This window comes from Ruegeria sp. HKCCA5839, from assembly GCF_013035585.1.
GTDB lineage: Bacteria > Pseudomonadota > Alphaproteobacteria > Rhodobacterales > Rhodobacteraceae > Ruegeria.
Genome location: NZ_WQIE01000016.1, coordinates 1 through 24,259 on the forward strand (window position 1 = coordinate 1; position 24,259 = coordinate 24,259).

General features: G+C 56.5%; 21 protein-coding genes and 1 tRNA gene. 13 read left to right on the forward strand and 9 right to left on the reverse strand.

Annotated features, from left to right (window positions below; all coding sequences use genetic code 11):
• Together GOV38_RS21655 and GOV38_RS21660 are read left to right on the forward strand one after the other, a co-directional pair.
• Positions 1-623: lectin-like protein (locus GOV38_RS21655; protein WP_305848769.1), on the forward strand; the 623-nt coding region annotated here is incomplete at its 5' end.
• Positions 624-1,199: 576 nt separating this feature from the next.
• Positions 1,200-3,092, forward strand: a complete 1,893-nt coding sequence (locus tag GOV38_RS21660) for an amidohydrolase (RefSeq protein ID WP_171210300.1) — start codon at positions 1,200-1,202, stop codon at positions 3,090-3,092.
• A gap of 225 nt (positions 3,093-3,317) precedes the next feature.
• Here the strand turns inward: GOV38_RS21660 and GOV38_RS21665 are convergent, their stop codons facing one another.
• Positions 3,318-3,536 carry a hypothetical protein gene (locus GOV38_RS21665; protein ID WP_171133855.1) on the reverse strand — a complete coding sequence of 73 codons (219 nt, stop codon included), beginning with the start codon at positions 3,534-3,536 and terminating at the stop codon, positions 3,318-3,320.
• 384 nt (positions 3,537-3,920) lie between these two features.
• On the opposite strand from GOV38_RS21665, the gene GOV38_RS21670 reads away from it, so the two are divergent.
• Positions 3,921-4,208: a hypothetical protein gene (locus tag GOV38_RS21670; protein WP_171210301.1), complete on the forward strand. Its 288-nt coding sequence runs from the start codon at positions 3,921-3,923 to the stop codon at positions 4,206-4,208.
• Between the two features lie 319 nt (positions 4,209-4,527).
• On the opposite strand, the gene GOV38_RS22510 is transcribed toward GOV38_RS21670, so the two are convergent.
• Positions 4,528-4,770: a glycine zipper 2TM domain-containing protein gene (locus tag GOV38_RS22510; RefSeq protein WP_171100176.1), complete on the reverse strand. Its 243-nt coding sequence runs from the start codon at positions 4,768-4,770 to the stop codon at positions 4,528-4,530.
• 203 nt (positions 4,771-4,973) lie between these two features.
• Between GOV38_RS22510 and GOV38_RS21680 the strand changes: the two genes are divergently transcribed.
• Positions 4,974-5,666, forward strand: a complete 693-nt coding sequence (locus tag GOV38_RS21680) for an SOS response-associated peptidase (RefSeq protein ID WP_171210302.1) — start codon at positions 4,974-4,976, stop codon at positions 5,664-5,666.
• A 437-nt stretch (positions 5,667-6,103) separates the two neighbouring features.
• On the opposite strand, the gene GOV38_RS21685 is transcribed toward GOV38_RS21680, so the two are convergent.
• Positions 6,104-6,190 (reverse strand) — tRNA-Leu (locus GOV38_RS21685).
• A 187-nt stretch (positions 6,191-6,377) separates the two neighbouring features.
• Here GOV38_RS21685 and GOV38_RS21690 point away from each other — a divergent pair.
• Positions 6,378-7,361: a complex I NDUFA9 subunit family protein gene (locus tag GOV38_RS21690; RefSeq protein WP_171210303.1), complete on the forward strand. Its 984-nt coding sequence runs from the start codon at positions 6,378-6,380 to the stop codon at positions 7,359-7,361.
• Here GOV38_RS21690 and GOV38_RS21695 read toward each other — a convergent pair whose 3' ends face one another.
• Positions 7,362-8,165, reverse strand: coding sequence for an undecaprenyl-diphosphate phosphatase (locus GOV38_RS21695; protein WP_171210304.1), 804 nt, complete (start codon positions 8,163-8,165; stop codon positions 7,362-7,364). It lies immediately after the preceding gene.
• Between the two features lie 231 nt (positions 8,166-8,396).
• Between GOV38_RS21695 and GOV38_RS21700 the strand changes: the two genes are divergently transcribed.
• From GOV38_RS21700 to GOV38_RS21730, 7 genes are all read left to right on the forward strand, one after another.
• Entirely contained in the window at positions 8,397-9,830 is a 1,434-nt protein-coding gene (locus GOV38_RS21700; protein ID WP_171213038.1) for an NAD(P)-dependent oxidoreductase, read from the forward strand.
• A 118-nt stretch (positions 9,831-9,948) separates the two neighbouring features.
• Positions 9,949-14,481 carry a glutamate synthase large subunit gene (gltB, locus tag GOV38_RS21705; protein ID WP_171210305.1) on the forward strand — a complete coding sequence of 1,511 codons (4,533 nt, stop codon included), beginning with the start codon at positions 9,949-9,951 and terminating at the stop codon, positions 14,479-14,481.
• Positions 14,482-14,665: 184 nt separating this feature from the next.
• Entirely contained in the window at positions 14,666-15,616 is a 951-nt protein-coding gene (locus GOV38_RS21710) for a Hint domain-containing protein (protein ID WP_171210306.1), read from the forward strand.
• A 39-nt stretch (positions 15,617-15,655) separates the two neighbouring features.
• Entirely contained in the window at positions 15,656-16,396 is a 741-nt protein-coding gene (gene mtgA, locus GOV38_RS21715; protein WP_171210307.1) for a monofunctional biosynthetic peptidoglycan transglycosylase, read from the forward strand.
• A gap of 60 nt (positions 16,397-16,456) precedes the next feature.
• Positions 16,457-17,122, forward strand: a complete 666-nt coding sequence (locus GOV38_RS21720) for a glutathione S-transferase family protein (RefSeq protein WP_171103914.1) — start codon at positions 16,457-16,459, stop codon at positions 17,120-17,122.
• Between the two features lie 78 nt (positions 17,123-17,200).
• Positions 17,201-18,238: a tRNA epoxyqueuosine(34) reductase QueG gene (gene queG, locus GOV38_RS21725; RefSeq protein WP_171210308.1), complete on the forward strand. Its 1,038-nt coding sequence runs from the start codon at positions 17,201-17,203 to the stop codon at positions 18,236-18,238.
• Between the two features lie 71 nt (positions 18,239-18,309).
• A complete protein-coding gene (locus GOV38_RS21730) occupies positions 18,310-20,313 on the forward strand; it encodes a hydantoinase/oxoprolinase family protein (RefSeq protein WP_171210309.1) in 2,004 nt (667 codons plus the stop codon).
• A gap of 8 nt (positions 20,314-20,321) precedes the next feature.
• Here the strand turns inward: GOV38_RS21730 and msrA are convergent, their stop codons facing one another.
• From msrA to GOV38_RS21750, 4 genes are all read right to left on the reverse strand, one after another.
• Positions 20,322-20,834: a peptide-methionine (S)-S-oxide reductase MsrA gene (gene msrA / locus GOV38_RS21735; RefSeq protein WP_171210310.1), complete on the reverse strand. Its 513-nt coding sequence runs from the start codon at positions 20,832-20,834 to the stop codon at positions 20,322-20,324.
• On the reverse strand, positions 20,834-21,280 hold the full coding sequence (msrB, locus tag GOV38_RS21740; RefSeq protein ID WP_171103906.1) for a peptide-methionine (R)-S-oxide reductase MsrB: 447 nt from the start codon (positions 21,278-21,280) through the stop codon (positions 20,834-20,836). The genes msrA and msrB overlap by 1 nt, the downstream gene beginning before the upstream one ends.
• A gap of 101 nt (positions 21,281-21,381) precedes the next feature.
• Complete coding sequence (locus tag GOV38_RS21745; protein WP_171133771.1) at positions 21,382-22,269, reverse strand: DMT family transporter; 888 nt, start codon at positions 22,267-22,269, stop codon at positions 21,382-21,384.
• Positions 22,270-22,466: 197 nt separating this feature from the next.
• Positions 22,467-22,844: a helix-turn-helix domain-containing protein gene (locus tag GOV38_RS21750; protein WP_171133770.1), complete on the reverse strand. Its 378-nt coding sequence runs from the start codon at positions 22,842-22,844 to the stop codon at positions 22,467-22,469.
• A 114-nt stretch (positions 22,845-22,958) separates the two neighbouring features.
• Between GOV38_RS21750 and GOV38_RS21755 the strand changes: the two genes are divergently transcribed.
• On the forward strand, positions 22,959-23,675 hold the full coding sequence (locus GOV38_RS21755; protein ID WP_171210311.1) for a glutathione S-transferase family protein: 717 nt from the start codon (positions 22,959-22,961) through the stop codon (positions 23,673-23,675).
• Between the two features lie 167 nt (positions 23,676-23,842).
• Here the strand turns inward: GOV38_RS21755 and GOV38_RS21760 are convergent, their stop codons facing one another.
• The gene (locus GOV38_RS21760; protein ID WP_170453278.1) at positions 23,843-24,130 is read right to left on the reverse strand and encodes an HU family DNA-binding protein; all 288 of its coding nucleotides are present in this window, start codon (positions 24,128-24,130) and stop codon (positions 23,843-23,845) included.
• Positions 24,131-24,259 lie beyond the last annotated feature (129 nt).

Genomic DNA, 24,259 nt, shown 5'->3' on the forward strand with positions numbered 1-24,259 from the left:
CAAACGGTTTGTCTCAGACAGGATATCTCAATGAAAATACATATGAGATGCTGCTTTCTTTGGCGTCGCGGCAAAGGACAACAGGTTCAGTAGACAGCGGAACAAACGCAACGGAAAGCATCATTGCAAAAGCTTCACCTGACAGTCGGCTATCCCGTGTGCGCAGAGTGTTTCCCGGTAAAGACCTCGTCGTTGGAAACTTCGACGGAAGGCTGTATGTTGTTGTGCTGACCTGGTCGTCTCACTCATTGGCGGAGGCGCGTGCCCTTGCGCGGCGTAGTGGCGGTACCCTTGCGTCAATAACCTCGGCGGCAGAATACGACTTCGTTATGAAGCTTGCTCAGAGCGACAGCCGATTGTGGACTTCGGATGATCCCGAACACCGCCACGGGCCCAGTATCGGACTGTATCAGTCGAAAGGCGCTCGTGAACCTTCGGGGGGTTGGGTATGGGATTCTGGTGAAAGCTATACCCTAAATCGGTGGACGCGTAGCGAACCCAATAACCATGATGGCGGAGAAGATGTTGCCGCTCTTTGGATCAAAAATGGGGGTGGAGGGCGGACCGTTGGCTGGAACGACACCAAAGGAATCTCTCGATCCTTTATTATTGAGATACCCTAGTGCGGGGTCGCAGAACAAGCCACGCCGCAAGTCCGTCACCTATCTCAGCTAGTAAACCCGCGTTGTCGCGCTTTCTGGAGGGGACAGAGACAACGCGGGCCGTCAGTGAGTGGGGTACCATGAATGTAGTGCTGAAATCGGCTCAATCAATCACGCTCTGGACAAGTCAAGCTTAGACAGCTGTCAGGACAAAAAAGATTACGGCCTCTATCTGTCCTCATTTCGCAATGACGGAAAGGAATGACCACTAAACACGCGAGCCAACGGTTCTTTCAGACAAACTATGCGGGGAAAGAAGAAGGCAGGTATTGGCGCAATCCAGAGCGAATACCTAAGAAATACGGACCGGTGCGCATGCGTTGACCAACGACCGCTTCGAGCCCGAAGCCGGCTCTGCGGAGACGGGCGAAACGCTTCTTTTAGTCTCCATTAGGAGATGCAACTCAAAAGGAGCCAAGTCAACAATGCTTCGAGTAGCCGGGCTTGTGGCGCGGCTTACCAGCATCTTTCGGCAACTTGCATTGAAAACATCTGAGTCTTTTGCGTTACTCAGCGCATAAAGGAGAGGCATTCACCATGGGAAACACGTCCAGACGCGCATTTATAAGATCCTTTCTGACAAGCACAACGATCCTCGCTACTCCGAGTACATTGTTCGGACAAGAAGGCACGCTGACCGATCTTGGCGGAGCGATACTGGATCTTGATGAAGTCACAATTTTTACGGCTCGCGAGATCGTCACACTTGATCCTGACCTTCCGAGCGCCGAAGCAGTTGCCGTTGTGAACGGTCGGATTTTGGCGACTGGCACGATAGATCAAGTACAAGAGGCGATTGGTGAGCAACCCTTCACCGTTGATGACACCTTCGCAGACTACATCATCGTTCCCGGTTTTATCGCCCAGCATGATCACCCAGTTTTGGGCGGTTTAAGCCTGTCCTCCGTCATTCTGTCAATCGAGGACTGGGACCTGCCGCAAGGTTTGTCGCGCGCCGTCGTGGACAAGGATGACTTTTTGACGCGGTTGTCAGACGCTGCGAATGCTCAGGCAGCCCCTGACACACCTGTCATGACGTGGGGATACCACGCGGCATTCTATGGTCCTCTGACAAGGAATGATCTGGACCAGATCAGCAGTGACCGCCCGATCTTTGTTTGGTCGAGGTCCTGTCACGAATTCGTTCTGAATTCAGCGGCCATGGAAATCGCAGGTATTACTCAAGAGGTCATGGATGCCTGGTCCGACTCGGAAAAGATGCAGTCCAGCTTCGAGAATGGACACTTCTGGGAACAGGGCTTATTTGCGGTTCTGCCTTTGATTGCGCCATACGTGGCAACCCCTGAAAAGTTCCGCTCCGGTTTAGAGACCATGCGCGATTACCTGCATGCAAAAGGCGTGACCTACGGCAACGAGCCCGGCGGTATTCTGGCGCGCCCGGTTCAGGACGCGGTGAACGCTATATTCTCGGCACCCTCAATGCCGTTTCGTTGGAGCTTCATTCCGGATGGAAAAAGCCTGATTGCCAAATTTGACAATGATGTCGAGGTGATCGAACAGACCGAAGCCTTGGTCGATTGGTATGGTGGCAAGACCAGCATGGCGCAAGGCAGCGTCAAGCTATTTGCTGACGGTGCGATCTATTCCCTTGCCATCCAACTCAGGGATGATCCGCTTGGCGACTATCACGGCGAATGGATGATGGACCTTTCGGCCTTTGAGCGCGCATTTCAAACCTATTGGGACGCCGGATACCAAGTCCATGTTCACGTCAACGGCGATGCTGGGTTGGACCGTGTATTGAACGCCTTAGAGAAAAACTTGCGCAGAAACCCGCGTTTCGATCATAGAACGGTGATCGTGCACTTTGCTGTGAGCGCGCCAGATCAGATCGATCGTATCAAGCGTCTGGGTGCGATTGTTTCCGCAAATCCCTACTACGTTACGGCACTTGCGGATCAATACAGTAAAACCGGTCTTGGTCCTGCACGCGCCAATGAGATGGTCCGTCTTGGCGATCTGGATCGGGCGGGTGTTTCCTGGTCACTGCATTCAGATATGCCGATGGCACCCGGTGATCCATTGTTCCTGATGTGGTGCGCCGTGAACCGCGTGACGAGTTCCGGTCGGGTGGCGGGACAGGACCAAACAGTCCCGGTCGAACAGGCCTTGCGCGGGGTGACAATCAACGCCGCTTATTCTCATCGTCTTGAACAGGACCTTGGGAGCATCGAACCCGGCAAGCGGGCGAACTTCACGATACTGGAAAACAACCCATTGACTGTCGACCCCATGGGACTCAAGGATATAAAGGTTTGGGGCACAGTATTGGAAGGCGATAAGTTTCCAGTGGGCGACAAGGCAGAACAGGAAGACGCAGGTTTGCCTCTGAATGATCCAGACAATAAACGAGAGTTCGCAGTGAACACTCTCAATCACGCGCTGTCAGTTGTTCACGCCCATCTTTAGGCGCTTTCACTCTAGCAGCAAAATAAGCCGAAATCCTTTGTGCCTGATCTTAAGGCGAGACCGCGCTGAATACCAAATTTACGCATACTTCTGGTGCCGGGTTTGGCGCAATGGCTGTCGCCATTTTCATGTAACCGTGAATGGCCCTTTAGTCCGGCGGTCTCAATGGATCGCCGCAACACTTCACTTTGCGATCAAGGCTAAGACAAAAAACCTGTGCGAGGTTTACCGTTCGGGTTTCCGCTGATCGACCGTGCGAAAGGACAATAAGGTGTGGTCGTATAGGACACGGGCAACTATGCGTACAGCGTCTTCCAGGGGAGTGCCGTCCGCTTCGAAAGTCTCGCGCAACGCCCATGTGGTATCAAAAATAAGTTCCGCATCACCGGTTGCTGTTTTACGCTGTTCCGTCAATGTCTGAACGATCAGGTCCAAATGTTTCATTTTTGGTTCATTACCGCTTTAGTCTGCTGTTACTTGGCAGATGGTTCGCGGTGATGAATTGCGCTTGTGAATTTCGGTCAATCGAAACGTTAAATGGTCATTTTGTGGCGTATTCTCACCTCCCGTAGTGCAATGACAATTCCCAAAACCCAAAGTACCGCCAATGCCATTGCATCAGTGCAGGAATCGAACGGCGGTTTTATCCGCTCATTCGAAATCGGCTACTCAATAAGCGTCATAAAACTTGGCGAAGTCTGAACACTTCTCCCAAGTCATTCCTTTGCAGCGTGCCGTCCGATGAAGAAGATGTAATTTTCGCTTAATCGTTACCAAAGCTTCGAACACCAAATCCATTGTACTACATGTCAGTGGGTTAATAGGGTTTTGAAAACAATGGTTTATGAAATCGGTGTAGACATGGCGCTTTCGGCCATGAAGGTATCTTTGGTAGTGAGTGAAAGAGATGACCAGCTCTATGCAATGGGGGTCTGTGAGGCGATGGGACTTACACCGCGTGAAGCTGCCATCGTCATTTTGGCGAAAGATAGTGATTTTGCGAGACCCAGAGATACGGAAGTATGCATCAAAAAATGGGCGCGCGAAGGAAGTTTGAATCCGACAGAACCGGCTGTCGCCAGCGCCCTTTCAAGGCTGGGCTATTCAGAGATCTAGGAGCCCGTCATAGCTGCACAGACTTGCGCGTCTCAAGTTGGCGAGGGGATCTTGGGGCAAGGCTGGGCAAAGGTGCTGTTCTGGACGAAAAAGGGCGCGCTCTAACTAAGCGCGCCCCAGTTGACAGGGAGGACAGTGAAAAAATCTCGCGCTCCAAACTCAACATGAGCGCTAACTCTTTAACTGAACCCAATATCGTTGATTCTACCGCGTTGGTCAGTGAAGTGGGTTACACAGATTTGGTTATTCTGAGAATTCAAAGGTTGGCCCCGGTAGGCCGGCGTTTCCGAAATCCGTGTGTGGATCGGATTGCAAGCTTTTAGTTGCAGACTGATTGTCCCGCATACATCCCAACGCCTGCACCCGCTGCAGTCGCTAATGTCTTGCCCGATCCGCCACCGAAGCGATTTCCAACGACCCCTCCAAGAGCAGCGCCACCCAGGATCCCTGCAGCGCAGCGAGCGTCATGCTGGACCTGAGCCTGAGTTGGCGTGGTCGGTGCTCCGCATGCGGCCACAAGCAGCGAAATGCCAATCGCACATGTTAACGTTACTTTGTTCATCTTGAATGCCTCTCAAGATACCAATGAGTTATCTGACTAGGTGGCCCCAGGGCGCTTATCGTACAAGGTTTCAATCCCCCGAGGATTTGAGATTAACCAAATCTTAATGAAGACCGCTTTGGGTTGGGCCTTTCATTCGATGCCCGTGGAACTGATCGGAAAAAGGCCCACAAACGCTTTCATCTTTCAGATAAGCTTCTCCAATGTGCGGACGACTCGGCAGACCTGATATGACATGGGCAGAGCTCTATGCCCTTCAGAACTGGATCGTGAATGGTGTCCCGATCCCGACAAAGCGGGACCCGAACGCCAAAGACCTGAGGATGAGCTGGAACGTGAAGCCCACTCAGATGTTGGATATGGCCTTCATCCAAGACGACCGCTTGATAAGCTCAACGGCCCGGTGGTGGCTTGTCCCGCACTGGTTCAAGGAAGACGTAAAGCAGTGGAAACCGACCACATTCAACGCGAAGATAGAAACAGCGAATAAACTGGGTTCGTTCCGGGTCGCTTGGAAGAGCAGCCGGTGCATTATCCCGGCCAGTTTCTACTATGAATGGACAGGTTCCAAAGGGGCCAAGCAGCCTTGGGTTATCAAGGCAGATACCAATGACCCTTGTATGTACTTCGCGGGCCTCTACTCGCGCCTCTCATCCGGCCTGAATACTTGTACAATCCTCACCCGTCCCGCTTTACATCAAATAGAACACATCCACGCCAGGTCACCGGTCATCCTGACAAATGAGAAGCTGGTGCCGTGGATGGCTGGCGAAATTGATCATGATGAAGCCCAAGAACTCGGGACCGAATGGGATGGGCGCATGCGTTACCACAAGGTTGCACCCATTGGACGCGACGATGACGGGCCGGAGTTGATTGAGGAGTTTGTGGAATAGCAGTGAAATCTCGAAAAGAGTTTTGCGGTCATCTTTTCCCGGTGACAGCAAGCGCGCCGGTTTTGTTTACGAAAATGAGCATTCAGACAACCCACCTGGATTCGAGCGATCTTCATTGGCTTGCCGCCCAAACACCTTTCGCTCTGACAACGCTCCAAAGATATGATCTTTGTCCCCTATATGTCCCCCAGGCGCGCAAAAACAGGATGTCTTGGTCGAAGCTCGCGTCGGCCGGATGTTGCGTAAGATACTGTTTTATTTACGAGAAACAGTGGGGACCCGTATAGGAATCGAACCTGCGACTACTTAGGCCGTACGATGCAATATGAACACAAGACCAATGGCGGTATGATCGCCGACTTGGGTTGATTCAAAGGCAGATGGAAGTCAAGGTAAATCCATTAACCATTTGGCAGCGATATGTTTTTCGGAAGAAGTGGTGCCCAGGAGAGGACTCGAACCTCCACGTCCATACGGACACTAGCACCTGAAGCTAGCGCGTCTACCAATTCCGCCACCTGGGCAGGTGTCGTGGAGGGGCGTTTAAGCCGAGTGGCCGGGGGCGTCAACCTGATTCAGGCAGTTTTTGAAAGTTTTTTGAACCGGCGTTTGACAGACTGTTGAACTGGGTCAGCGCGACGCAATTGCAGCTTGTTTGCACGACGCGAGAACGCTACATCAATTCAGGACCCAGACAGCAGGAGCGCCATCATGTCCAAACTGGTCACGGTATACGGTGGATCGGGATTTGTCGGCCGGTATATCACGCGTCGACTGGCAGCCGAGGGCTGGCGCGTTCGGGTGGCTGTGCGGCGACCGAACGAGGCGATGTTTGTGCGCCCCTATGGTGCGGTGGGGCAGGTCGAACCTGTCTTGTGCAACATTCGCGACGATGGCTCGGTTGATGCGGCCATGCATGGAGCAGACGCGGTGGTCAATTGCGTGGGCATCCTGAGCGAGATGGGCAAAAACGAATTCGACAGCGTGCAGGCCGAGGGCGCTGAACGTGTCGCGCGATTGGCAGCGGCGAATGGCATTCCCCGGATGGTGCATGTGTCGGCAATTGGTGCCGATGCGGACGCCGCCAGCGCCTATTCCCGCACAAAAGCCGAAGGCGAGGCCGGAGTTCTGGCCCATATGCCCAACGCGATCATCCTGCGCCCTTCTGTGATTTTTGGCCCCGAAGACCAGTTCTTTAACCGGTTTGCAGCCATGACACGGATGGGTCCGTTTCTGCCTTTGGTGGGGGCCGAGACCAGATTCCAGCCGGTTTATGTGGATGATGTGGCTCAGGCGGCGGTCAAAGGCGTATTGGGACAAGCTGCCCCCGGTACCTATGAGTTGGGCGGGCCCGAAGTTGCGACCTTCCGCGCGCTGATGCAGCAAATGTTGGATGTGATCCATCGCCGTCGGGTGATCTTGTCGGTGCCCTTCTTTGCGGCGCGTATCATGGCTGGTGTCCTGGACATCCTCAAATTCGTCAGTTTCAAGCTGTTCCCGAACAATATCCTGACACGTGATCAGTTGAAAAACCTGGCACGTGACAATGTTATGGCGGATGATGCAAAAGGCTTTGCCGAATTGGGTATCCGCCCCACGGCGCTTGAGTCTGTTTTGCCAGAATACCTATGGAAGTACCGTCCAAATGGTCAATACGATGACATTCAGAACTCGGCCCAGAACCTGCGCAGCTGATCAGCTATAGGCGATCACCAACAGAATGATGCCCACGATCACCCGATAGATCACATAGGGCGTGAAGCTGATACTGCGCAGCAGGCGCATCATGAGCGTCAGAGCAAGCAAGGCAGCAATGAACGCAAATGCGGCCGCGATAGCACCGTCCTTGGCCAATTGCGCATCCGCTTGACGGATCACATCGACCGACAGCAGCGCACCCGAGGCCAGAATCGTCGGGATCGACATGAGCATGGCGATGCGTGCGCCGTCCTCGCGAGAATATCCCAGCTGCCTTGCGCCGGTGATTGTGATCCCGGATCGCGACGTGCCGGGGATCAGTGCCAGAACTTGCCACAGACCCATGACAACCGCATCACGGATCCCCCAATCTGCGGCTGTTTTGGTCTGCGCACCGCGCTGATCCATCACGTATAAGACCAGACCAAAGCCCAACATTGCCCAGCCTATTACGGCAACCGACCGCATCGCCTCGTTCCAGCCTGTGACATGCAGGACCAGACCGACAAGTACAACTGGGATAGTCGCAATCCCAAGGCACAACGCCAAACGCGCCTGAGGAGAGGTGATCCGTCCCGATAAGATCTGCGGTATTCCGATCAGAGCCTGTTTTACATCCTGCCAGAAATACAGAACCACCGCCCCAAGTGTTCCAACGTGCACGGCTACGTCGATCGCCAACCCCTGATCGTCCAAGCCGGTCAGGCCGGGGAGAAGAATAAGATGTCCCGATGACGAAATTGGCAGAAATTCAGTGACCCCCTGAATGATCGCCACGAGAATCAATTGAAAAAGACTCATCAACCCAGCCGTGAAATTGTAACGCTAAACTTGGGTTCAATGGGTATTCTTGTGACGTCAGAAAGGGAAGAGCTCATAATAGGTCCGATTCGGTTCTATTTTCCGCACATTTTTTCCGAAAATTGGCGGTGTGGGGTGGTATTTTGTCATTTATGTCAGTAATACTGACTTTTCATCCTCTACCCTATCCCCTAAACAGGCGCGACCAAGCCAATTCATGGAGTCTGACCCGTGGCCAAGCAACCGATGCTCAAGTTTGTGCAGATCGATCGCGACATGCCGGAAAAGCGTGCCGCAGACGACCGCCGAGAAGACTTTGACGAAATCTATGCGGAATATGCCGCCGAGAAGGCCGCTGAGCAGGCCAGCCGGTGCAGCCAGTGCGGTGTGCCTTATTGTCAGTCGCATTGCCCCTTGCACAACAACATCCCTGACTGGCTTCGCCTGACTGCAACCGGTCGGTTGGAAGAGGCGTATGAGACCAGCCAAGCCACCAATACCTTCCCGGAAATCTGTGGCCGCATCTGCCCGCAGGATCGCCTGTGTGAAGGCAATTGTGTGATCGAGCAATCGGGGCATGGTACGGTCACCATTGGCACGATTGAAAAATACATCACCGATACCGCTTGGGACAAAGGCTGGGTGAAGCCCGTGGCACCGAGCGTCGAGCGCGGCGAAAGCGTTGGCATTATTGGTGGCGGCCCCGGTGGCCTTGCCGCGGCCGACATGTTGCGGCGCGCGGGTATTCAGGTGACCGTCTATGACCGCTACGACCGCGCAGGTGGATTGCTGATGTATGGCATTCCGGGGTTCAAACTGGAAAAAGACGTGGTTCAGCGGCGCAACGAATTGCTGGCCGATGGCGGGGTCGAGTTTGTTTTGAACTGCGACGTCGATGCCGACAAGTTTCAAGAGATCCGCAGCAAACATGACGCTGTGATCATCGCCACGGGTGTCTATAAATCGCGTGACCTTTCAATGCCTGGCAGCGGGTTGAACGGGATTGAGAAAGCCATTGATTTCCTCACGGCCTCAAACCGCAAAAGCATTGGCGACGATGTTGAAGACTTCGACAATGGCCGCCTGAATGCAGCGGGCAAAAAGGTCGTGGTGATTGGCGGTGGTGATACCGCGATGGATTGTGTGCGGACCTCGGTTCGACAGGGCGCGACCTCGGTCAAATGCCTTTATCGCCGTGACCGTGCCAACATGCCTGGTTCACAGCGCGAAACGCAAAACGCCGAAGAAGAAGGCGTGATCTTTGAATGGTTGAGCGCGCCCAAAGGCTTTACCGGCGATGACAAGGTTTCGGGCGTCATGGTGCAGAAAATGCGTTTGGGTCAGCCCGATGCCTCGGGCCGCCAAGCCCCCGAAGTGATCGAGGGCGCTGATTATGTCGAAGAGGCTGATCTGGTGATCAAGGCGCTGGGCTTTGAACCTGAAGACCTGCCCACCTTGTTCGGCCAGCCCGATCTGCCTGTGACCCGCTGGGGCACCGTCAAGGCGGCGTTCCAAACCGGCGCGACCGAAATGGACGGCGTTTATGCCATCGGCGATATTGTACGCGGTGCGTCACTGGTGGTCTGGGCCATCCGTGACGGGCGCGACTGCGCTGACGCAATCATCGACCGGTTCAACGCGAAAGCGGCAGTCGCGGCGGAATAACGGCCCGCAGCAGTTCATCAAAACATGCTCTGTAAGGGGCGGCGTTCGCAGCCGGACGCCAGCACAGATCAAACCCGGGGACGACGCAGCGATGCCCCTCGGAAGAAGGAGACAGCCAATGACCAAATACGATGCCGATTGGGTGCGGGCGGAAGAGAACAAGCGCAAGTGGATGGCGGAAAATGGTCTCTATTCCGAGGAGGAAGAGCATTCGTCCTGCGGCGTCGGGCTTGTTGTGTCCGTCGATGGAAAGCCGTCGCGCAAGGTAGTTGACGCGGGCATTGATGCGCTCAAGGCGATTTGGCACCGAGGCGCGGTGGATGCGGATGGCAAAACCGGTGACGGCGCAGGGATCCATGTGCAGATCCCGGTTTCGTTTTTCTACGACCAGATCCGTCGCACCGGGCATGAGCCCAAGCTGGATCAGCTGATCGCGGTCGGTCAGGTCTTTCTGCCGCGCACCGATTTCGGTGCGCAGGAGCAATGTCGGACGATTGTTGAAACCGAAGTGCTGCGCATGGGTTACTACATCTATGGATGGCGCCATGTGCCGGTTGATGTGACCTGTCTGGGTGAAAAGGCCAACGCGACCCGCCCCGAGATCGAACAAATCCTGATCTCGAACTCCAAAGGTGTGGACGAAGAGACATTCGAGCGCGAGCTGTATGTCATCCGTCGCCGTATCGAAAAAGCGGCGGCGGCGGTGGGAATTTCGGGCCTGTATCTGGCGTCGCTGTCCTGCCGGTCGATCATCTACAAGGGCATGATGCTGGCCGAGCAGGTTGCGGTATTCTATCCCGACCTGATGGACGAGCGGTTCGAATCTGCCTTTGCCATTTATCACCAGCGGTATTCTACAAACACCTTCCCGCAATGGTGGCTGGCGCAACCATTCCGCATGTTGGCCCATAACGGCGAGATCAACACGCTGAAGGGCAACATCAACTGGATGAAAAGCCACGAAATCCGCATGGCCAGCGGCACCTTTGGCGACTATGCCGAAGACATCAAGCCGATCATCGCCGGAGGATCGTCGGATTCGGCCGCATTAGACTCGGTTTTTGAGGTTTTGGTGCGTGCAGGTCGTTCCGCGCCCATGGCGAAAACCATGCTGGTGCCGGAAAGCTGGTCCAAACAGGCGGTCGAACTGCCGCAAGCCTGGCGGGACATGTATTCCTATTGCAACTCGGTGATGGAGCCGTGGGATGGTCCGGCGGCTTTGGCGATGACCGATGGCCGTTGGGTATGTGCCGGGTTGGACCGGAACGGCCTGCGCCCGATGCGCTATGTGGTCACTGGTGACGGGCTGGTCATCGCTGGATCTGAGGCGGGTATGGTGCCCATTGACGAATCCAGCGTTGTCGAAAAGGGCGCGCTTGGCCCCGGTCAAATGCTGGCCGTCGACATGAAAAAGGGCAAGCTGTACCGCGACAAGCAGATCAAGGACAAACTGGCCCGGGCGCTGCCGTTTGGTGAATGGGTCGCCAAGATCAACGATCTGGATGAATCGCTGGCAGGCGTAACCGAAACCCCAATCTTCTCGGGCCCAGAGCTGCGCAAGCGGCAAATCGCAGCCGGGTATTCGGTTGAGGAACTGGAGCAGATCCTGGCGCCGATGGCCGAAGATGGCAAAGAATCTCTGGCCTCTATGGGCGATGATACCCCTTCGGCGGTTCTGTCCAAGCAATACCGCCCGCTCAGCCATTTCTTCCGGCAGAATTTCAGCCAGGTCACCAACCCGCCGATCGACAGTTTGCGCGAATACCGTGTGATGTCGCTGAAGACGCGGTTTGCCAACCTCAAGAACGTGTTGGACGAAGACAGCAGTCAGACCGAAATCGTGGTTCTGGAAAGCCCCTTTGTCGGCAATGCGCAATGGGACAAGCTCGTCGAAAGCTTCGACGCGCCACTGGCAGAGATTGACTGTAGCTTCGAGCCTGGACAAGGCGCGCTCAGCGCCGCCTTGGCCCGTGTTAGAGCCGAAGCAGAAGAGGCCGTGCGCTCGGGCGCCGGGCATCTGGTTCTGTCGGACATGAACTCAGGCGAAGGTCGCGTGGCGATGCCGATGATCCTGGCGACCAGCGCGGTGCATTCGCATCTGACGCGGCAGGGGCTGCGGACCTTCTGTTCGCTGAACGTGCGGTCAGCGGAATGTGTTGATCCGCACTATTTCGCCGTCCTGATCGGTTGCGGTGCGACCGTTGTAAACGCTTATTTGGCCGAAGATTCGCTGGCCGACCGTATTGATCGTGGCTTGCTGGATGGCACTTTGACCGAGAATGTCGCGCGTTATCGCGAAGCCATTGACCAGGGTCTGCTGAAGATCATGGCCAAGATGGGGATCTCGGTGATTTCGTCCTATCGCGGTGGTCTGAACTTTGAGGCCGTTGGCCTCAGCCGTGCGATGGTGGCTGAGTACTTCCCCGGCATGACCAGCCGTATTTCAGGCATCGGTGTTACCGGGATCCAGACCAAGCTTGAAGAGATTCACGCCAAAGGTTGGGACAGTGGATTGGACGTGTTGCCCATCGGCGGTTTCTACAAGGCGCGCCAGTCGGGTGAGACCCATGCGTGGGAAGCGACCTCGATGCATATGATGCAGATGGCCTGTAACAGAGCCTCATATGAGCTGTGGAAGCAGTATTCGGCCAAGATGCAATCGAACCCGCCGATCCATCTGCGTGATCTGATGGATTTCAAACCAATGGGCAAGCCGGTGCCGATTGAAGAGGTCGAGTCGATCACCTCGATCCGCAAACGTTTTGTCACGCCGGGCATGAGCCTTGGTGCATTGAGCCCAGAGGCCCACAAAACGCTGAACGTGGCGATGAACCGGATCGGGGCCAAGTCCGACTCGGGCGAAGGCGGTGAAGATCCGGCGCATTTTGTGCCAGAGCCCAATGGCGACAACCCGTCCGCCAAGATCAAACAGGTGGCCTCGGGCCGGTTCGGTGTGACGGCTGAGTACCTGAACCAATGTGAGGAACTTGAGATCAAGGTGGCCCAGGGGGCGAAACCTGGTGAGGGTGGTCAGCTGCCGGGCATGAAGGTCACCGACCTGATCGCACGTCTGCGTCACTCGACCAAGGGCGTGACGCTGATCTCTCCGCCGCCGCATCACGATATCTATTCGATCGAGGATCTGGCGCAGCTGATCTATGACCTCAAGCAGATCAATCCGCGCTGCAAGGTGACCGTGAAACTGGTAGCGTCCTCGGGCGTGGGCACGATTGCTGCCGGTGTGGCCAAGGCCAAGGCGGACGTGATCCTGATCTCGGGCCATAATGGCGGCACCGGGGCCTCGCCCGCGACCAGCATTAAATATGCCGGTCTGCCATGGGAGATGGGCCTGACCGAGGCGCATCAGGTTCTGGCGATGAACAACCTGCGCGACCGCGTGACCCTGCGCACCGATGGCGGGTTGCGCACCGGGCGCGACATCGTCATGGCCGCGATGATGGGGGCCGAGGAATACGGGATCGGCACTGCCGCGCTGATCGCGATGGGCTGTATCATGGTGCGTCAGTGCCAGTCGAACACCTGCCCGGTTGGCGTCTGTACGCAGGACGAAAGCTTGCGGGCCAAATTCACCGGCAATGCGGACAAGGTTGTCAATCTGATCACCTTCTACGCGCAGGAAGTGCGCGAGCTGCTGGCCAGCCTGGGCGCGCGGTCCATTGAAGAGATCATCGGGCGCGCGGACCTTCTGGCGCAGGTCAGCCGGGGTTCAGCGCATCTGGATGATCTGGACCTCAACCCGTTGCTGATCACTGTCGATGGCGCACATGACATCGTTTATGACCGCGAAAAAGAGCGCAACGCGGTACCCGATACGCTGGACGCCGAGATCGTGCGTGACGCGGCCCGGTTCCTGAAAGATGGTGAGAAAATGCAGCTGTCCTATGCGGTGCAGAACACGCACCGCACGGTGGGTACGCGCGTCTCCAGCCATATCGTGCAGAATTTTGGAATGCGGAACACGTTCCAGGACGATCACCTGCATGTGAAACTGCAAGGCTCGGCCGGTCAGTCTTTGGGCGCGTTTGCAGCACCGGGTCTCAAGCTTGAAGTTTCGGGCGACGCCAATGACTATGTCGGCAAGGGCCTGTCGGGGGGCACCATTGTCGTGCGCCCGCCACAGATCAGCCCCTTGAAAGCGGATGAGAACACCATCATCGGCAACACGGTCCTTTACGGGGCCACCGACGGCCACCTGTTCGCCGCAGGCCGCGCGGGTGAACGCTTTGCGGTACGAAACTCGGGCGCCAAGGTGGTGATTGAGGGCTGCGGCTCGAACGGGTGTGAATACATGACCGGAGGCGTGGCCGTCATTCTGGGTGAGATCGGTGCCAACTTTGGCGCTGGCATGACCGGCGGCATGGCTTACCTGTACGACCCCGATGGCAAAGCAGAGGCGTTGATGAATCTGGAAACGCTGGTGACCTGCCCGGTAACGGTGGACCATTGGGAAGATCAGCTGAGATCGCTTGTCGAACGTCACGCGGCAGAAACGCACAGCCGCAAGGCAGCCGACGTATTGCAGCACTGGGATGTGGAAAAGGGTAACTTTATTCAGGTCTGCCCCAAGGAAATGCTGAACAAGCTCAGCCATCCGCTGACCAACGAAGCTGAGGCTGTTCCAGCAGAGTAGGCCCACTTGTCGAACACGTTCCAAAGCCCTGCGTGACTCAGAAACCACGCAGGTCTTTTCGTTTTCGACGCCAATTTGTGTCAAATCTTGCGATCCAACACCTAAAACGCCTAGCTTTGGCCACGGTTTCTTCGGGAACGCGCAATAGAATGCCTGGTGATACCCCGGCAGAAGTGGATTCTGAATGCCTACGACGTATACAGATCAGTTCTTTGTGCTCGACCCAGCAAACCCCGGTGCCAACGGTACCGTAGTCGGGTCGACTCTGACCGTTTCGCAATTTGATATTGTTGATCAGAATGACAACGGTCTGATCAATCGATTGAATAACGATTCCGTCGATGGGCAGGACATAACGGCATCCTATTTCGACGATATCGTGACGATCCAACTGCCAGGTGGTGGTCAGGTGACCTATACAGGGGTGACGTTTTATCTGGCCGACGGTCGTGAGGTTTTCACGCCAACCGACGGTCAGCTTCTGCAGCAAGGGACCTTTGTCAGTTCGTCTGTTACCGATTTCAGCGATACCGGTGGGTCTTTTGGTTCGGTCGACATTGCCGGTGGCGAATTGGCGCCGCCCTGTTTTACTGCGGGGACATTGATCGAAACGCCGAAGTGTCAGCGCAGAGTTGAAGACTTGCAGCCCGGTGATCTGGTCATGACTCTGGATCGTGGTGCGCAGCCGTTGTTGTGGACCGGAAAAACAACGGTTGCGGCAAATGACACGTTTGCGCCGGTCAGGTTTTCAGCAGGCACCTTTGGCTTGTCACACCCGTTGTTGGTATCGCCGCAGCATCGCATGTTAATCGACGACTGGCGCGCGCAGTATTTCTATGGTCATTCCGAAATTCTGATTGCAGCGCATTGTTTGGTAAACGGCGATACGGTCACGCGCGCTCCGGTGGATGAGATCGACTATTACCATCTTTTGTTTGATCGCCATGAAATCATCTTCGCAAATGGTGCCAAGAACGAAAGCTATTACCCAGGGCACGCTGTGACGCAGGCTGAACGGCGGACGCAGGCTGAAATACTGGCATTATTTCCGGAATTAAGCCGGACCGAGCTGGGCAACTCCAAAACTGTTCGACCAGTCATTCGCTCAAGAGAGGCGCGGTTGATCGCGAATTAGGCCGTTCCAAATCGCCAAGTCGCGACGTATAGAAAAAACATGGCAAAGAAAGCAGCGCGCAAAGCGCGTGGGAAAAAGAAGCAGGCATCAAAATCGAAAACCGGCCGGTCGCTGTTTGCGCGGCTGCGGCGTTGGATTGTGATGGCCGCATTGGGTTTTGCGGCCTTTGTTCTTGCGCTGGTTTTGCTGTTTTCCGTGGTCAATCCGCCGGTCACCCACACGATCTGGTCGGAATGGCGCAGGTTGGGCAAGGTCGAACGGGAATGGGTTCCGATTGAAGAGATCTCTCCGGTCATGGCGCGGTCGGTTGTGGCGGCAGAGGATGCGAACTTCTGTCTGCATTGGGGCTTTGACGTCGAAGCCATTCGCGACGCGCTGGAAGACGGTGGCGGCCGGGGCGCCTCGACCATATCGCAGCAAGTGGTCAAGAATGTTTTCCTCTGGCAAGGGCGCAGCTGGGTCCGCAAAGCGGTTGAAACCTCGATCACGCCGGTGGTCGAGATGGTCTGGACCAAAGAGCGTATTCTTGAGGTCTATCTGAACGTGGCAGAGACCGGGCAGGGCGTGTTTGGCGTTGAGGCCGCGGCACAGCAGTATTTTGGAACCAGTGCCGATAAGCTGACCCCGGTACAGGCTGCGCGCCTGGCTGCGATCCTGCCGTCACCGCGCAACCGATCGGTCAACGACCCCTCGGCCAGAACCCGCAGACGTGCCGCTGCAATCATGGACGGGGCGGCCACCATCCGCGCAGATGGTCGCGCGGATTGTTTCGAGGATTGAAACTCTGCCCCCTGAACGGCTAAAGCTGGTGGGGTCAAAGCTGGTTTCGAGTGGAATTTCATGGCGCGTCTGTTTCACGTCCCCCTATCCCCTTATTGCCGAAAAGTGCGGTTATCGCTTGCCGAGAAAAAGATCGAGGTCGAGCTGGTCGAGGAGAGGTATTGGGAACAGGATCCCGACTTCCTGCGTCGCAACCCGGCAGGCAAGGTCCCGGTTTTGCGATTGGACGGGCAGATCATGTCGGAAAGCACCGCGATCTGTGAGTACATCGAAGAGACCCGGCCAGAGCCGCCCTTGATGCCCAAATCACCCGAAGCGCGGTTCGAAGTCCGCCGTCTTGTGGGCTGGTTCGATGATAAGTTCCATCATGAAGTGACAGCGAACCTGCTTTATGAACGGGTCAACAAGAAGGTCACCGGGCAAGGCTACCCTGACAGCAAGAATGTCAAAGCCGGGGCCAAGGCGATCAAGTACCATCTGGACTACATGGCCTGGCTGCTGGATCACCGCCGCTGGCTGGCCGGCGATCAGATGACATTGGCTGATTTTGCCGCTGCTGCGCACCTTTCGGCGCTAGATTACATCTCGGACGTGGATTGGAACCGGAGCTCGGCGGTCAAGGATTGGTATGCCAAAATCAAGTCGCGTCCGGCCTTTCGCTCGATCCTGGCGGATCAGGTGCCCGGGTTCCGGCCACCGCCCCATTATGCTGACCTGGATTTCTGATTGGGCGGAATCGAAAGGGGGGCCGTCTGCCCTCCATCGCGCCGGGGCGCGTTTCCCCGCGAGGATATGTTCAGCCAGATGAAGAGCGGACCCGAGTTGAAAGAGCGGCTGGTGGCGCAGGCCTTGTCAGAGGGGTTTGTGGCCTGTCGGATCTGCAGGCCCTGGGATGTGCCCCATGTGCCGGAGCGTTTGCAGGCCTTTCTGGACGCGGGATATCACGGTCAGATGGGTTGGATGGCCGAGCGCAGCCATTGGCGCGGCAACCCGGCGGCGCTTTGGCCTGAGGCGAAATCGGTGATCATGTTGGCCGAGAGCTATTCGCCTGAACATGATCCGACCGAGATATTGCAGCACCCGCAGCAGGGGGCGATTTCGGTCTATGCGCAAAACAAAGATTACCACGATCTGGTCAAAAAGCGCCTCAAGCGTTTGGCGCGGTGGTTGATTGCCGAGGCCGGTGGTGAGGTGAAAGTGTTTGTGGACACAGCACCTGTGCCCGAGAAAGCGCTGGGCCAGGCGGCGGGGCTGGGATGGCAGGGCAAGCACACTAACCTTGTCAGTCGAGAATTGGGGAATTGGGTCTTTTTAGGCTCTGTTTTTACAACTTTGGATCTGCCTGAGGATAAGGCGGAGAGGGATCATTGTGGATCCTGCCGGGCTTGTCTGGATGTGTGCCCAACCGATGCGTTTCCGGCGCCCTACCAGTTGGATGCGCGCCGCTGTATCTCGTATCTCACGATTGAACACAAAGGCCCGGTTGACGAAGAGTTGCGCGGAAAACTGGGCAATCACATCTATGGCTGCGATGATTGCCTAGCGGCTTGCCCCTGGAACAAGTTCGCGGTGGCAGCCAGCGATATCCGCTATGCCGCGCGCGAGGATCTGATGGCGCCGAACCTGTCTGATCTGGCGGCGCTGGATGATACCGCGTTTCGGGCGAAGTTTTCGGGCTCACCCATCAAGCGGATTGGGCGCAACCGGTTTGTGCGCAATGTGCTTTATGCGATTGGCAATTCAGGGCTGCCTGATCTGTTGCCATCGGCTATGGCCTTAACCGACGACCCTGAGCCAACGGTGGCGGACGCGGCGCGTTGGGCTGTGCAACAACTGACATAAGTGCCGCAAACAGGCTGGACGTGTCGCGCAGGACCGCTAGACCCATTCCAAGCAAGTAAGAGGAGAACCCGATGGCTTTGGCTTTGGGGGTGGATACCGGCGGGACCTATACGGACGCGGTTCTGATCCAGGATGAAACAGAGGTGATCGCCTCGGCCAAATCGCTGACGACGCGCAGTGACCTAGCGATTGGAGTAGGCAAGGCGATTTCTGCAGTTCTGGAGGCGGCTGAGGTCGCGCCTGATCAGATCGCCTTGGCATCGCTCTCGACCACTTTGGCGACCAATGCGCTGGTGGAAGGACAAGGCGGCCGGGTTGCGTTGATCTATATCGGGTTTCGCGACGGTGATCTTGCGAAGCACGGGCTGAGCGAAGCGTTGAAAGGGGATCCGGCGCTGGTTCTGACCGGGGGCCATAACCATGCAGGGGGTGAGGCCGCGCCGCTGGACGTGGACGCCTTGCAACGTTTTCTAAAGTCCCATGAGGGCATTTCAGGTTTCGCCGTTGCGGGGCAGTTTGCGACGCGCAACCCGAGCCATGAGTTGGAAGCGGCCCGGATCATTGCCGCGCAGACCGGGGTTCCGGTGACCTGTTCGCACCAATTGTCGGCCAAGCTGAACGGCCCGAAACGGGCGGTGACAGCGGTGTTGAATGCGCGGTTGATTGGGATGATCGACCGGTTGATCGGGCGGGCTCAAGATCAGCTGCGTGACTTGGGAATTTCCGCGCCCATGATGGTCGTGCGCGGCGATGGCGCTTTGATGAGCGCGGAACAGGCGCGCGCGCGTCCGATTGAAACCATCCTCAGCGGCCCTGCGGCCTCGATCGTTGGTGCGCGCTGGCTGACGGGGGCGGAAAACGCGATCGTGTCGGATATTGGCGGCACAACAACGGATGTGGCTTTGATCCGCGATGGAAAGCCCGCCATTGATCCTGCAGGCGCGCAGGTTGGTGGGTTCCGCACCATGGTCGAGGCAGTCGCGATGCGGACCCATGGTCTTGGCGGTGACAGTCAAGTGCATGTCGCGGCTGAAGGGCTGAGCGGTGGCGTCTTTCTGGGGCCGCGCCGGGTGCTGCCTGTCTCACTGCTGGCCACTGAGGCACCCGAGGTGGTGCATGCTGCGCTGGACGAACAGCTACGGGCCACCACTGTGGGTGAGCATGATACCCGGTTTGCACGAAAACTGCCGGGCATGTCCGCGCAGGGTATCGGCGCGCGCGAAGCCGCGTTGCTGGACCGCTTGGGTGACGCTGTCGTGCCACTAGGCAAATTGTTGCAAAACCGCATGGAGGGGGCTGCACTGAACCGGTTGGTCGATCGCGGCTTGCTTCAGGTGTCGGGCATCACGCCGTCAGATGCCAGCCATGTTTTGGGGCGGCTGGATGTGTGGGATGGCGATGCTGCGACTAAAGCTTTGGAGCTGATCGCACGCAAACGGGTTGGATCGGGTGACCTGCTGGCGACATCCCCGCAACAATTGGCTCAGATAATCATCGACCAGCTGACGGAACAAACCGCTCTGACCTTGTTAGAGACTGCTTTTGCAGAGGAAGCAGACGCCTTTGGCTCCAACCCGCAAGAACTGGCCCGCCATGTTCTGACCCAATGCGGATTGGAGCGCCACCGGGGGCTTTTAGCCCTCGACACTGCGCTGAACGTGGATGTGGTCGGGCTTGGGGCATCAGCCCTCAGCTATTACCCCGCCGTGGGCGCGCGCTTACGGTGCAAAATGATTTTGCCGGAACACGCAGGCGTGGCCAATGCTATCGGTGCAGTGGTCGGGCGGTTGACGCTGCGCCGGTCCGGCACCATCACCTCACCCGCCGAAGGGCGGTACCGCGTCCATCTGGAAGACGGGCCACAGGATTTTGCAGATGAGCGCGAAGCATTGGACCTGATCGAGGCCATATTACGGAACGAGGCTGAACAGGCCGTACGCGAGGCCGGGGCCGAAGACATCCGCGTGACCGTCGAACGCGATATCCGAACCGCGAAGGTCGAGGCCAAAGACGTTTTCGTCGAGGCGTTGATCACGGTCGAGGCCAGCGGCCGCCCTCGGGTGGCCACCGGTTGAAGCGTTGGTTACTCGGCCGCATCCACGCGTTTGGGCAAGACCCAATCGGGCCGAATGAAATGGCAGGTGTATCCGTTGGGGATACGCTCCAGGTAGTCCTGATGCTCGGGCTCGGCCTCCCAGAAATCGCCGACCGGCTCCAACTCGGTCACCACTTTGCCCGGCCACAGACCGCTGGCATTCACATCGGCGATGGTGTCCAGCGCGGTCTCTTTCTGGGCGTCATCCACATAGTAGATGGCCGACCGATAGCTGAGACCCCGGTCATTGCCCTGGCGGTTGACCGTCGTCGGGTCGTGGATCTGAAAGAAAAACTCTAGCAGACGCCGATACGAGATCTGTGCAGGATCGAACCAGATCTCAATACCTTCAGCATGGGTGCCGTGGTTGCGATAGGTGGCGTTGGGCACGTCGCCGCCGGTATACCCGACACGCGTGCGCAATACGCCGGGCATCTTGCGGATCAGATCCTGCATCCCCCAAAAGCAGCCCCCGGCCAGAACAGCGCGTTCTTCGGTCATCAGATATCCTCCACATGGATCAGAAATTCGCCATAGCCCTCGGCCTCCATCTCATCGCGATGGATAAACCGCAGCGAGGCGGAGTTGATGCAATAGCGTAGCCCACCATGTTCACGAGGGCCATCCGGGAAGACGTGACCCAAATGACTGTCCCCATGTTTCGACCGCACCTCGGTGCGGATCATGCCGTGAGTGGTGTCGCGAAACTCTTCCACATGTTCGTGGACGATGGGCTTTGTGAAACTGGGCCAACCGCAGCCGGATTCGTATTTGTGGGTCGAAGCAAAGAGCGGCTCGCCCGAGACGATGTCCACATAGATGCCCGGTTCCTTGTTGTTCAACAGCTTGCCCGTACCCGGCCGTTCCGTCCCACTGCGTTGGGTGACGTGAAACTCTTCGGGTGAGAGGGACGCAATGACCTGTGGGTCTTTGGTATAGCGGGACATGGAACCTCCGGTCGTTTGGTTGATGTTCTATAATTTGGGGGCGGGGGCTGGGAAATCAAAATCAATTTACGACCAGCCTCGCAGTCCCGATACTGCGAACCTCAGGCAGAGGCTCGGTGTTGGCCGGCAGGTTGACGGGAAAGCTGCACGGCCAGAATGCCCAATGTGGTGATCAGTACACCCAATGCGTCCAGCGGTCTTAGCTGTTCGCCCAGCAGAACATAAGCGACTGCCACTCCAAAAACGGGGTTCAGAAAGTGGAATGTCGCGGCTCGGACGGCGCCGATACGGTCCAACAGCAGAAACCAGATCAGCGTCGCAACCAGGCCCGGCATTACCGTGGTATAGGCAAAGGCCAAGGCCAGCGGCAGCGTCGGGTTGACGAAGATGGTTTCAAAGATCGGGGCCGCGACGAACAAAAGGGCCGAACCGACCAACATCTGCAACCCCACCACCATCATGAAATTCCCACCCGAGGTGGCGCCGCGCACCGCCAGAGTCGCCGAAGCCAGCGCCAAAGCACCCAACCCACACAACGCAACGCCAAACAGATCAACCCCGTCACTGATCCGGCTGCCCATGATCAACGCGACCCCGGCGAAACCGGCCAACAAACCGGCAATCCCAAGGGGCCGCAGCTTTTCGCTGAAGATCAACCATCCGGCCAGCGCGACCAGCAACGGCATAGTCGAGGCGATGATGGCCGCCAACGACGCCTGAACCGTTTGCATCGCATAGAAATTCAGACCCAAATAAAGGGCATTCTGACAAATCCCGAAAATAATCGTTGCCCGCCATTGCCCTTTTGTCAGACGCCAGCTTTGGCCCATCATCCTGGCAATGGCCACCCCCAGAAGCCCTGAAATCAAAAACCGCACAGCCAGAGAAAATAGCGGGGACGCATCGGCCACAATGATACGCGCCGACGTAAAGGCCGAAGACCAGATCAGGGCAAAAACCAACCCCATCGCAATGGCGCGCAGATCCATTTTTCGGCCTCTTTTCCGTTTGCGGGGACTGTTTCTGAAATTCGTCAGGTTCGCAAGCGGTTGATCTCTCTGGGCTGGCGGGGTTTTCGAGGAAAACGAGGTTGGTCTGCAAGGCTCGGTTACTCGAATGTCAGCAACGCGGGCCGAAAAAGACAATCACGTTCCCGAATTGAATGATTGCTTTGGGCGACTTTCACTTAGCCATTTACCTTATCAGTATTGTGGGGGAGTCCCTCACTCCATTTGCGAAGCTCATCGAGGAACCCGAGCGCGGTTCTCCCAAAGTCTGTCACTTCGTAAATGACCGATAGCGGCTTGGTTTCGACGACATCGCGGCGCACCAATCCCTGTGCCTCTAATTGACGAAGTCTTTCTGTGATCATCTTCTTGCTGGCACCGCCGATCATGCGCGAGAGATCATTAAAGCGTACGGGTCCGTCCTTGAGGTGCCACAGGATCGAACCGGTCCATTTCCCGCCGATGATCCTCATGCCGCGTTCAATCGCGCATGGCGTTGTACATGCGTCATCGACGCTCTTGCGACCACGTTGGTCCTGTCTGACGCGGGCTTCCATCCGTCGAACCACTTCACTGATCTAGGTTACAAAAAGTATACTAGTTGATTTTCTTCACCTTGTAATCAGTTTAGGTCAAGCCCCTTTGGATGTGGTCGCAAATGGAGACTTAAGATGACCCAACCCGCAGTTCACCTTTACACCGCCGCGACGATGAACGGTTACAAACCTGTCATTTTCTTGGAAGAGGCAGGAGTGCCCTATGACCTCACGGTTGTGAATTTCTCAAAGCAGGAACAAAAGACTCCCGACTATCTGAGGCTAAACCCAAACGGCAAAATCCCAACTATTGTTGACCGCGACGAGAATCGCGCCATTTTTGAAAGCGGCGCCATCCTTTGGCATCTTGCAGAGAAATACGGCAAATTCCTTCCCAAAGAGCCGACAAAGCGCTCGGAAGTTATGCAATGGATGTTTTTCCAGGTCGGGCACGTTGGACCCATGATGGGGCAAGCCATGTACTTTCAGCATATCGCCGCGCCGAACGGGCATGAGGAGCCGTTTTCGATAAAGCGGTACGTGGACGAATCCCGCCGGTTGCTAGGAGTTCTTGACACGCATCTCGAAGGTCGCGAATGGCTGGCGGCAGGCGAATACACGATCGCTGATATGATGACCTATCCTTGGGCGCGGGCCTATGTCTGGGCACGTGCGAGCGTGGAAGGCCTGCCTCATTTGCAGACGTGGTTTGATCGGATCGACGCGCGCCCTGCAGTGCAAAAAGCTCTGACCATACCCAAAGCCAACCCGCAGTTCTGGGATGAAAGTGCTGATGCAAGTGCCTTTGCCAAAGAAAATGCCGCGCGGTTCGCCGGTGACGTGAAATCTTGAAAGGACACAGAGGCGGACACTCGCACGGGCTGCTGCATTGAGCACACTGGGCTTAGAGCGGACCATGAAAAAAAGACCTCCGTGTACCCTTAAAATCAATCTCCGCGTAGCAAAGAAAAAGGGCCCCCAATCGGCGGCCCTTGATCATTTAACGATGACGGCTGGGATCAGCCGTTCACGCTGTCTTTCAGTGCCTTGGCGATGGTCATTTTGACCACCTTGTCGGCCTCTTTCTTGAACTGTTCGCCGGTGGCAGGGTTGCGTACCATGCGCTCGGGGCGCTCGCGGCAGTAGATTTTGCCAACGCCGGGCAGGGTGACTGCACCGCCAGCGGATACTTCGCGCGTGATCAGGCCAGTAATTGCCTCCAGCGCAGAGTTGGCGGATTTCTTGTCAGTCCCCATTTCCTCAGCGAGAGCAGCAACCAGCTGAGTCTTTGTCATAGGCTTTGCCATTTCTTGGTCTCCTTAACGTGCCCGATAATTTGGGCCTCACCGCGTAACTGTAACGGGATATTGTAGGGGAACACAACGAATAGTAGCGCCGAAAACCCTAAAAATATGGGGAAATCGTTGCTTTTTTGC

What these genes read in the sequence shown, in the direction of transcription:
- GOV38_RS21750 (WP_171133770.1), bottom strand. Translation starts at nt 22,844, where the DNA reads ATGGAAGCCCGCGTCAGACAGGACCAACGTGGTCGCAAGAGCGTCGAT.
- GOV38_RS22510 (WP_171100176.1), bottom strand. Translation starts at nt 4,770, where the DNA reads ATGAACAAAGTAACGTTAACATGTGCGATTGGCATTTCGCTGCTTGTG.
- mtgA (WP_171210307.1), top strand. Translation starts at nt 15,656, where the DNA reads ATGGCAAAGAAAGCAGCGCGCAAAGCGCGTGGGAAAAAGAAGCAGGCA.
- GOV38_RS21755 (WP_171210311.1), top strand. Translation starts at nt 22,959, where the DNA reads ATGACCCAACCCGCAGTTCACCTTTACACCGCCGCGACGATGAACGGT.
- msrA (WP_171210310.1), bottom strand. Translation starts at nt 20,834, where the DNA reads ATGACCGAAGAACGCGCTGTTCTGGCCGGGGGCTGCTTTTGGGGGATG.
- GOV38_RS21745 (WP_171133771.1), bottom strand. Translation starts at nt 22,269, where the DNA reads ATGGATCTGCGCGCCATTGCGATGGGGTTGGTTTTTGCCCTGATCTGG.
- GOV38_RS21720 (WP_171103914.1), top strand. Translation starts at nt 16,457, where the DNA reads ATGGCGCGTCTGTTTCACGTCCCCCTATCCCCTTATTGCCGAAAAGTG.
- GOV38_RS21680 (WP_171210302.1), top strand. Translation starts at nt 4,974, where the DNA reads ATGTGCGGACGACTCGGCAGACCTGATATGACATGGGCAGAGCTCTAT.
- msrB (WP_171103906.1), bottom strand. Translation starts at nt 21,280, where the DNA reads ATGTCCCGCTATACCAAAGACCCACAGGTCATTGCGTCCCTCTCACCC.
- gltB (WP_171210305.1), top strand. Translation starts at nt 9,949, where the DNA reads ATGACCAAATACGATGCCGATTGGGTGCGGGCGGAAGAGAACAAGCGC.
- GOV38_RS21760 (WP_170453278.1), bottom strand. Translation starts at nt 24,130, where the DNA reads ATGGCAAAGCCTATGACAAAGACTCAGCTGGTTGCTGCTCTCGCTGAG.
- GOV38_RS21665 (WP_171133855.1), bottom strand. Translation starts at nt 3,536, where the DNA reads ATGAAACATTTGGACCTGATCGTTCAGACATTGACGGAACAGCGTAAA.
- GOV38_RS21730 (WP_171210309.1), top strand. Translation starts at nt 18,310, where the DNA reads ATGGCTTTGGCTTTGGGGGTGGATACCGGCGGGACCTATACGGACGCG.
- GOV38_RS21690 (WP_171210303.1), top strand. Translation starts at nt 6,378, where the DNA reads ATGTCCAAACTGGTCACGGTATACGGTGGATCGGGATTTGTCGGCCGG.
- GOV38_RS21710 (WP_171210306.1), top strand. Translation starts at nt 14,666, where the DNA reads ATGCCTACGACGTATACAGATCAGTTCTTTGTGCTCGACCCAGCAAAC.
- queG (WP_171210308.1), top strand. Translation starts at nt 17,201, where the DNA reads ATGAAGAGCGGACCCGAGTTGAAAGAGCGGCTGGTGGCGCAGGCCTTG.
- GOV38_RS21660 (WP_171210300.1), top strand. Translation starts at nt 1,200, where the DNA reads ATGGGAAACACGTCCAGACGCGCATTTATAAGATCCTTTCTGACAAGC.
- GOV38_RS21695 (WP_171210304.1), bottom strand. Translation starts at nt 8,165, where the DNA reads ATGAGTCTTTTTCAATTGATTCTCGTGGCGATCATTCAGGGGGTCACT.